At 38.3% G+C, this 9790-nt stretch carries 9 protein-coding genes; 7 read left to right on the top strand and 2 right to left on the bottom strand.

The window, feature by feature from the left end:
• Nucleotides 1–77: 77 nt before the first annotated feature.
• Nucleotides 78–509 carry a helical membrane plugin domain-containing protein gene (locus N9I19_RS08910; RefSeq protein ID WP_284469681.1) on the bottom strand — a complete coding sequence of 144 codons (432 nt, stop codon included), beginning with the start codon at nucleotides 507–509 and terminating at the stop codon, nucleotides 78–80.
• A 478-nt stretch (nucleotides 510–987) separates the two neighbouring features.
• Here N9I19_RS08910 and N9I19_RS08905 point away from each other — a divergent pair, with 478 nt between their 5' ends.
• Nucleotides 988–1323 carry a hypothetical protein gene (locus tag N9I19_RS08905; RefSeq protein ID WP_317777565.1) on the top strand — a complete coding sequence of 112 codons (336 nt, stop codon included), beginning with the start codon at nucleotides 988–990 and terminating at the stop codon, nucleotides 1321–1323.
• A gap of 643 nt (nucleotides 1324–1966) precedes the next feature.
• Here the strand turns inward: N9I19_RS08905 and N9I19_RS08900 are convergent.
• Entirely contained in the window at nucleotides 1967–2551 is a 585-nt protein-coding gene (locus tag N9I19_RS08900) for a DJ-1/PfpI family protein (protein WP_317777564.1), read from the bottom strand.
• A gap of 149 nt (nucleotides 2552–2700) precedes the next feature.
• Between N9I19_RS08900 and N9I19_RS08895 the strand changes: the two genes are divergently transcribed.
• The 6 genes from N9I19_RS08895 (at nucleotide 2701) to N9I19_RS08870 (ending at nucleotide 9726) form a co-directional block, all read left to right on the top strand.
• Entirely contained in the window at nucleotides 2701–3132 is a 432-nt protein-coding gene (locus tag N9I19_RS08895) for an Lrp/AsnC family transcriptional regulator (RefSeq protein WP_214786720.1), read from the top strand.
• 131 nt (nucleotides 3133–3263) lie between these two features.
• Entirely contained in the window at nucleotides 3264–4094 is an 831-nt protein-coding gene (locus tag N9I19_RS08890; protein ID WP_317777563.1) for an STAS domain-containing protein, read from the top strand.
• A 777-nt stretch (nucleotides 4095–4871) separates the two neighbouring features.
• Nucleotides 4872–5561: a WxL domain-containing protein gene (locus N9I19_RS08885; RefSeq protein WP_317777562.1), complete on the top strand. Its 690-nt coding sequence runs from the start codon at nucleotides 4872–4874 to the stop codon at nucleotides 5559–5561.
• Nucleotides 5562–5586: 25 nt separating this feature from the next.
• A complete protein-coding gene (locus N9I19_RS08880; protein WP_317777561.1) occupies nucleotides 5587–6282 on the top strand; it encodes a WxL domain-containing protein in 696 nt (231 codons plus the stop codon).
• A 92-nt stretch (nucleotides 6283–6374) separates the two neighbouring features.
• Nucleotides 6375–7400: a WxLIP family cell surface protein gene (locus N9I19_RS08875; protein ID WP_317777560.1), complete on the top strand. Its 1026-nt coding sequence runs from the start codon at nucleotides 6375–6377 to the stop codon at nucleotides 7398–7400.
• The gene (locus N9I19_RS08870) at nucleotides 7387–9726 is read left to right on the top strand and encodes an L-type lectin-domain containing protein (protein ID WP_317777559.1); all 2340 of its coding nucleotides are present in this window, start codon (nucleotides 7387–7389) and stop codon (nucleotides 9724–9726) included. The genes N9I19_RS08875 and N9I19_RS08870 overlap by 14 nt, the downstream gene beginning before the upstream one ends.
• The last annotated feature ends 64 nt before the right edge of the window (nucleotides 9727–9790 follow it).

The following is a 9790-nucleotide window of genomic DNA, read 5'->3' as shown; positions in this document are numbered from 1 at the left end:
GCATAACCCGCACCTAAGATGACGATTTGTTTTGACATAGTTAATCCCCCGTCCTTACTGATTGAAAGTTTATCAAATTATTTTTGGTTTTTGCGTTCTGAAGAGACTTCAAGAAAAGCTTGGGCAAAACGGAAAAGCTTTTGTGCTTGCGGGTCTTTCATCATTCTTAACAGTCCAAAAAGACCGATCACATCATTATTCGCTTCTGCACGATCCTTAGCTTCGATGGCGTTAGCTGCAAGACCTTTCACTGAGCCCACTACAGGTGTAGCGATCTCCGAAATGGCGCTGACCGTATCATTTTTCAAAACATCATCAGTCGCAACAGATTGAGCGAAATCATAAGACTTTGTTAAAATATTCACTAATTCAGTCAGTTTTGGTAACTGCTCAACTAAAGTGTTCAAGGATTCCTGAACCTCGGGCTTTAATAATTGGTCCAGTACATCTAATTGTTTTTGGCGTGCATTAATTTGTTCAGTTTGTGATTGGGTAATCGTTTCTGACATATCCAATTCTCCTTTGCAATAAGCATTTTGTTGATGTAAATAGAAAAACTTGTAAAAAATTACACAAAGTGTGACACAAAAAATACATTTAAAAATGTAATGAAAGCTATCCTATAGTATATCCCTTTAGCTTCATGAAAACAGCTGATTTTTTAAAAATATTCAAAAAATGCGCTTTTCCTGCATATATGATAGACCAATTTTAATGAATGGTCTATGTTTGATCTAAAAGCTTTTACTAAAACGGTTATTTTATCCTAGAGCAAGGTGTCTATCATTATCATCATACATATTTCAATCTTTATTCACCATCCTAAATGATGGAGGTGAAAAATGTGGCGGATTCAGAATCAAAATTTGTAGAAGAGAATAATGATAAGAGGCAAAATAAACTGGTTGGCAAGGGGATTCCTTTGTTCGGCCATCCGCTGGGGGCGGGGGTCTGGGAGATCCGCTTGAAAGAAGTCCCGAAGATGTTTTGGAAGATGTTATCGATGAGTATGTTTCAATTAAGAGAGCTAAAAAGGATTATGGCGTGGTTATCAAGGAAATCGATAAAGATCTCGATTTATTCGAGATAGATGATGAAGCAACGGAACAAGCAAGGTCTTATATCAGAAAAAACCGTAAACAATGGCTTGAGGAAAACGTTCAAATCGTTGAAGATAAATTCGCCAATGGGGAGCTGGATAGTTTGGATGTCATTCGCCAGCATGGTGTCATCATCGATTATGCAACGAATAAAGTCTTGCCAGAATCAACAAAACAGTTCCGTGAATCCATGAAAACCCGTTCATTGGCTTATTGGAAGTAACCTGAAAAAGGTTCCGAATTCATTCGGAACCCCTGACTGTAGATGAACTCGAAAAAAACGAGTTTGCCTGCAGTTTTTTTCTTTGAAAAAAAGATCCAGTTGATTTCAGAAATCCGCTCCCTTTCCGCCGACTGTCTGCCAAGCCTCCTCACCGCAAGCGGCTGCGGGGTCTCGGCTAGCCAGTTATTCGGCAGGAGTGTCGCAAATTTCTTCAATCTTTTAAGGGTTTCATCCGTATAAAATAGTAAAAAACATAACCAAAGGTTTCTTTTAAAATCATGGTTTGGAATTAGACCATTCCGTACCTCTTTTTGCCGCTACTTTCACGGTCCGTTGTCCTTCATAATTGCTTTGATATCTTCCATGTTTCAAGTTTTCATCCTTCTATTTTAAAAAGACTGTAGGAGAAAGAGTTCGGAAAACGCATTTAAATAATGTTCCTGAACCAACTGACCTAAAGTAACACCTTCGACTCCAAGTATGATTTCCATCTGTATTTTGTAACAAAGTTGATTGGAGCGGGTGTACGAGACCCCGCAGGCGCAAGCCGAGGAGGCTCCCCGACCGCCCGCGGAAAGCGAGTTTCTTGAGCGAAAATCAACATCTAAATAATATCCAAATCGTGTAGGTTTCGAAGGCATATTTAATGGAAACCCATCAATTCCTTCACATGTTTACAATTTTCTTTGGAAGTGAGCATTTCCAAGAGCGTAAAGGCAACATCGAATGCTGTGGAAGGATTGTAGGATGTAATGATATTGTCCGTGACGACAATCGGTTCATTAACGACAATCGCACCAAATTCTTTTAGCTGACCCTGTCTCTTACTTGTTGGATGATTGTATGTAGTGGCTTTTTTTCCATTCAATATTCCGCTTTTTCCTAGTGGGAGAGAACCGACACAAATGGTTGCTATGATCTTGTTCTTATTATGAAAATACTTAATAATATCAAGAAACCTCTGATCATATGCATCATCATAGAAACCGGCTTCTTCAAAACCTCCTGGAATGGCCAAAGCATCGAAGTCATCAAGGTTCACTTGATCGAGGGTCAATTCCGGCTGCACCATGAAATTCCATGTGCATTTCAATTGTTCATGAAGTCCTACTGTAACCAGATCAGTCGTACCATCACCCTCTAATTTATTCCAGCCTAATACATCTGTAAACACACTTGCTTCAACCGCTTCGAATCCATTGGATAGCAGCATCAATACTTTTTTCATAGTGTATCCCCCTTATTTATATTTGTATTTATTATATAAAAAGCTAATTCCTTAATACATATGATAAATTATGTAATCATTTCATTTCTATTTATTTTATAATGTGTTTAGGTGAATTTTATTAATAATAAAAAGTGAGGGTGATTGAATTGGATCGAACGGATAAAAAGATACTTTCCTTGCTGGAGAATAATGGGCGCATGTCCATGAAAGAACTGGCACATGAAGTTTCCTTAACAGCCCCAGCAACTAAAGAACGTGTTAATAAATTAGAGGAAAGCGGAGTAATAAAAGGATATAAAACGGAAATATCCCTAGAAAAACTTGATAGGAGCATAACAGCATTCATTTTATTCGAAACGGATAGATGTAAAGACTTTTATCAATTTAGCTTGAACCATCCTGAAGTACTGGAATGCCACCGGTTAGCCGGTCAATACAGTTATCTTATTAAAATAAGTACATTTTCCATGGAAACGCTGGAAGACTTCGTCGATGAAGCCATTAAATATGGGAAATCGTCCACCCATCTGATATTTTCTTCCGCATCGAAAAATGTTTTTTCAGGCGAGGAAATGTAACCGGCTTTAATCATTTGCTTGCCATCTCTTTAATATATGAGCAGCAATTAGCAGGAAAAAACTCCACCCATATAGAAAGTAATTAGTAACAAAAATCACAGTTGAAAGTTACAAAAAGGGAGTGGAGAAGAGTGAGTTTTGTTTATGAGGAAGATAAAATAATGGAATTCCTTTTGCAGAATAAAAGTGAATTTGAAGAATATCTTTTATCAGAAGCGGTCAATGTCAGGGGGAAAATCGAAGAAATCCTGCTGATTGGAAATGTCGACCTTTTGAATAATGCACATAAGCTCATCCGTTATATAGTGGAGCAGAATGAAACGGATATGATTGCATTTGCCGAACAAGAGGGAGTTACGTGGGCAACCCACTCTTTGACGCTTTCATTCAAGTTGGAATGGATTCAGGCCATCCGCAGGACGCTTTGGATCTTTCTTTATAAGTTCGAAGATGCAAAAGATTTGTTCAGTGAGGATTCCAAGATCTTTTTTGATTTAGAGAAAAAAGTGAATGAAAAGGTTGATGTATTTCTTAAATCCTTTTTCGTCAGTTACTCCGATTACAAAGACAAATTGATTCTGGCCCAGCAAAACTTGGTTGAAAATCTATCCGTCCCGATCATTCCAATAACATCCACTACTTGTGTCCTTCCGTTAATTGGGACAATCGATGATACACGTATACGGATAATCGAGGAAAAAGTATTGATGGAGATTGGTAAACTAAGGATACAGACCTTGATCTTGGATTTATCAGGTATCATCGAGATGGAAATTGAAATGATTAATGATTTAATGAATATCCTCGATGGAACGGCAATGATGGGTTGTAAAGCCGTGGTGACTGGATTACGCCCTGAAGTTGTTATCAAGATGATCCGTTCAGGGGTTCAGTTCGATGGTAAAGCAGAAACAAAGGGTACACTGCAACAGGCCTTGATGGACTATCTTGTAGTCACCTAAATCGTGAAGTGGAAGTCGCCATGTTGTGGCGGCTTTTTCTTGTGGGTAATTTGGGGTATAAAGGGAATTTACGTGCTGTTTTTTTTGACTCGGATAAGTAGATATGTATAGAAATTGACGTACAACGATACAATTATTCATTATGTGAACAACTTTTACTGGTTCTCGAAATGAGGGTATGTAGAAAACTAGGAAGATCACGGTAGATCAAGATGCAACGGATCGTTTGCAGATATAAGTGAATTTCCAATGAAGGTTAGCCTGAAGCAGGTTAACTTTTTTTCTTATTCCGGCCGCCTATCCGCATATAATTTTAGCGACCTTTTTCACACTTGATGCATAAAAAAACAACTTGTAAGTCACTAAGAAAAGCAAAATCATGAGTTTCTTAAATGGAGTTTCTTAAATGGAAAAGCAAAATTCATTATTGAAACAATGTTTTAATTTTTAACTTATATAATGATTTTCATGAAGTTGAGCCAAGTAACCGTTCTTGTTCCGTACCCTATCTCGATAACTTGATAACTTAGGAAACTCATTTTTATTAAGGCGTAAATATTCTAGTGATTGGCATTTTGTATGTATGAAAGGTATTGGTAGTCCCAGCTATTGATGCTGCAGCCTATCAACCTACAAAAGGAGAAATGGAGATGGTGAAAATATAAGAGGTATGTTCATCGTTTTAAGGGGTTTCTAGAGGGATTCAAGAAAGGTATTGTTGCAACTTCATATAGTAGGCATTTAAATCTTCATAAAAATTAAGGAGGAATTGAAAAAATGAATGTAAAAAAGGTTCTATTTAAAGGACTGGCAGCGACAGCCTTGCTGGTATTCGTGACGCCTGCATTTGCAAGCGCGGTTGATCCAACAGAAGTATTAGGAAGTGAAAACGGTAAAGGAGCCACTTCACATGGCCATATCACAATAATGCCAGCAGATGAAACAACAGGTCCAACTGACCCGATCGTTCCTAGTGAACCGGATGGGGAAACAGGAAATACAGGGGCGCTAACAATTGATAATGTCTCGCCTTTAGAATTTAATACCCACCAATTATCCGGTGGAGCTGTGGAATATTCAACAACTACAAAAAATCCAAACGTTCAAATTACGGATATTCGTGGTACTGGTGCTGGCTGGACATTACAGGTCTCAACTTCACCATTCAAGGATCTAACTGATGAAACGATGATTCTAAAAGGTGCCACTGTTACACTTCCAATCGGGACTGCAGTTACAACTCCAGGAAATGTTTCACCTGCACCAGATTTAAGGGAAGTACAATTAGGTACTGATTCTGAAGTAACTGCACCACAAATCCTTATGTCTGCTCAAGATTCAAAAGGAATGGGAACGTGGGTAGATCAATTTGATCCTAGCAGCTTGAAAATAAATGTTCCTGCAGGAAACTTAGCTGGAGAGTATGTCTCAACATTAACTTGGAGTCTATTGGATGCACCACAATAATATAAAAAACCATGAGGTGAGGAAGATGAAAGTAATTACCCTGTCAGTGGCAGGAAGTATGATTCTGGCTGGATTGATCTTTTCGACAAATTCAGCGGAAGCAGCTGTCGTGAATAGCGCTATTTCCAAAAATTATATTGATTTTATTCCGGATGAGGGTATTACCAAGCCGGTAGATCCGGTTAATCCAGATGAACCGACTCCACCGAGTCCGATTGATCCTATAGATCCAGACAATGGCGGAACGGGAAATAGTGGATCTTTAACTTTGGACTATGTCTCCAACATCCAATTTGGAACCCAAAAAATTATGAGTGGGAACACTACATATAACGCAAATAATAAAGACCCATATGTACAAGTTTCAGATAAACGCGGAACGGGCGAAGGATGGGTTTTGACAGCAAAGGCTTCTGAATTAAAAAATAGCACTGGGGAGTCTTTACAGGGGGCTGAGTTAACATTCAAAAATGGACAAGTAAAATCACAATCATCAAATGTTTCTGAACCGCCAACGGCTTATGACGTTACATTTGATAATAGTGATTCAAAAAAATTCATGGAGGCACCTTTAGAAACTGGCCGCGGAACATGGCTGGACGTATTTTCAGGTTCTGACGGCGATAATAGTAATGTGCAACTAAAAGTTTTGGCTGGCTCAGCTGAAGCCGAAAGTTACAGTGGTACTGTAACATGGGAATTAACCAACGCACCTAGCTAAATACTCAAATAGGGCTTGGCTTTATAAGAAATTATGTAAGCCAAGTTCCATTAATATATATCACATCATGTTGAAACTAGAGGGGGATATAGATGAAAAAAGGGCTATTTATTTTGATTGTGTCCTTATTGATTGGGTTAGGAATCATTTCCCATAATGAAACAGCCTTTGCTGGGACCATGGAATATTCAATCAAAGCCAATATTCCAAAAAACCAAATCAATAAGAAGTTGACTTACTTTGACTTGTATATGAAACCGGGGGCCGAACAAACGATATCTTTAACAGTGAAGAATAACTCGAGTGAAAAAATCGACTTAATGATTGAACCGAATACAGCCGTAACCAATCAAAATGGAGTGATTGATTACAGTAAAAATAATCAAAAAAAAGATCGTTCATTAAAGTATGCATTTTCTGATCTCATTTCCCCAAAACAAAAAGTAACGTTAAAAGGAAATCAAACGAAAAAAGTGCCTTTTACGATTCAAATGCCAGATGAACCATTTGATGGAGTGATTTTGGGTGGATTCTATGTGTACGAAATAAATCAAGGCGCCAAAAAACAAGAAGATGATAATGTTCAAATCAACAATGAATTTTCGTATGTGATTGGCGTCAAATTGACCGAAACGGATAAAAGGGTAAAACCCAATCTAAAGTTAAATAAAGTTCAAGCAGGATTGATGAACTATCGCACAGTGGTGACTGCGAATCTGCAAAACACGGAAGCTATGATTGTCAATAACTTGGAAGTGAATGCTCGAATTACGAAAGAAGGAAACAGGAAGATGCTTCACTCTTCAGAGAAGAATAACGTATCCATGGCACCGAATTCTAATTTCGATTTTCCTATTAGCTGGGATAATCAAGCGTTAGAGCCTGGCAAATATCATATATATATAACGGCAAAAGACGGAGATCAAACCTGGAAATTTGACAAAATGTTTGAGATTAAAGGTGATGATTCAAAGAAATTAAATAAAGAAGCAGTTGAATTGGAAAAAGACTATACACTTATTTTTGTAGGGATCGGCGTGCTAATTGCGGTATTAATCATACTGGTCATTATTCTACTAAGAAGGAAAAAAAGCGGGGAAAAGCATGAAGAAGAGTAAAATATTCACTAGAATCACTTTCTCATTTTTCATTATTATGGGCTTGATTTTCTCAAGTCTTCAATGGCTGGATCCAGTGGAATCCATTAAAGTGGAGGCAGCCGGTCCATTAGAAGATAATCCTCCATCCAGTATTATATTGGATGGCCTATTTACCACTCCATCAACAGGATCAAATAGCTCCATCATTAACAGTCATCTGGTTTCAGTAACCCCTGGAACCACAAATCAAAAGGGGGCAATTTGGTCGATCGACGATCTTAAAATGGATTTAACCAAAGATTTTACAGCCTCTATGTATTTGTATTTTGGGAATAATGGGGCTAATGCGGCAGATGGTATGGCATTTGTGATGCATAATGATTCAAGAGGTGTAAATGCTATAGCAAAATCTGGGGCAAGCTTGGGGGTTTGGGCAGACGAAGGCTATAATGGATCGAAAACATCTGGCATTCAAAAAAGTTTTGCTGTTGAGTTTGATACCTATAAAAATGATGGTGAAAGCAGCTATTTTGATACTAATGTTAACGATGACCATGTTGCATGGGGGTATCCAGGGAAAGCCGATACTTATATAGATTATTCCATTGGTGTTTGGCCGGTACAAAGTAATAGGAGAACCATGAAACATAATAACGTAGATGGTAATACTGGCGTTCAGTATCCCGGTCTGTTATCAAATGGTACATGGCGTAAATTCGAAGTGAAATGGGATGCTGCAAGCCAAGCACTCACGTATCAATTAGAAGGAGTAAATCCAGTTACTGTTGCTGTAAATGTACAAGATGTTTTTGGCTCTACAAAAGTTTATTGGGGATTCACTGGTTCAACAGGCCCTACTTACAAGCAAACCAATCGTGTCGCTTTTGATGAAATACCGGATTTAGTAAATGCAGAAGTTGAGCAAACGATAACCAGACAGGATGATTCTGTTGTTGGGGAGGGCTCTTCAGTTTTTAAAGGTGATGTATTAACCTATACGCTTTATGCGAAATATAACGGTGGTTTACAAAATTGGAAAAATATCATCTTGAACACGGTCTTGAATGATCATGTTACGTTTATCCCAGGCTCCATGACATTGACAACCCCTGGTGAGACTGCAGCATTAGATGATAATTCGTGGTCAGGACAATCGCTGGCACTTAGTATTCCAAATATGGATTCCACTCAAAATGCAGCGACGGTCTCTTTTCAAGTGAAAGTCAATGCAACAACGGAGGCTGCCTCAGTTACCGAAACAGCTAGGTTTAATGGAGATAACATGGTGATTGATACCAATTCAATTGATTATGTCATCCAGCCTAATCAAGCACCAGAAGTAGCAATAAATGATGCTGGCCCTGTTTATGTATCCGAAGGTGAAGATTATGAAGTGACAGGAACTTGGAAAGACAGTGATGATTCCAAAGGCACTTTTTACTATGAATTGAATTCAGAGGAAATCCAATCTGAAGAAAAAGAGAAAGATGTGTCTTCCGAAAGTGCCGACTGGAGTTTTCTCCTTGCAAAAGACCAATTAAATATGGGGGAAAACACTTTTGAAGTGTATGTAACGGATGAAAATGGAGGAAAGTCCAATGTAGCAACGCTGCAAATCATTGTTGTAGAACCGCCATCACTTACACTTGTTGATGCTGATAAGGAAATACCAATTGATTTAGGAAGTGGCTACAAAATAAAAGGGACATGGAGTGATGCAGATAGTGACAAAGTGGACCTATACTATGTGTTGGATAAAGGTGAGCCAATTAAATTTGCATCTGGTGCAGCAAATGTTGCTGATAAAGGGGAAGAAGTCAGCTACGAGCATACCATTCCAGCAGATGAATTATCAGTAGGGACACATACTGTATATGTTTTCGGTGTGGATGATACTGGCAGACGATCAAACGTGGAAAAACTCACCTTGAACGTCATTGGACAAGTTAGTTTCACCAATGTCGCTACGGATGTTAGTTTTGTAAGCATGGAAATTCCTAATCAACCGACATTTGCAAAACGAAATGCCGATTGGGATATTCGCGTGAAGGATACTCGTGGTACCGGCAGTTCGTGGCGGCTGACGGCTACTTTAAGTGAAGATTTTTCTGATGGAGCTGGACATTATTTATTAGATGCCTTAACTTTTGTTGATGAATTTGGAAAAGAAGAAAAAATGGCACTAGGAGTTGCCATGAATGTTTTTGAACATACAACCAAAAGTATGGATGAGATATCCATACATTGGCGAGAAAATCAGGGGATATTATTAAAAATGGAACCTTTTGTCTATATAGGTGATTATAAGGGCAGGATTAAATGGAATTTAGTGGATGCGCCATGAAAAAAAGCCTATGGTTAATCATTTTTTAGATGATCGAATAAAACCAAATCAAACGTGTTCTTCT

Source organism: Peribacillus sp. CSMR9, assembly GCF_033141925.1.
GTDB lineage: Bacteria > Bacillota > Bacilli > Bacillales > DSM-1321 > Peribacillus > Peribacillus simplex_A.
The sequence above is the reverse complement of the archived record's forward strand: the minus strand, read 5'-3'. Positions and strand labels throughout refer to the sequence as shown.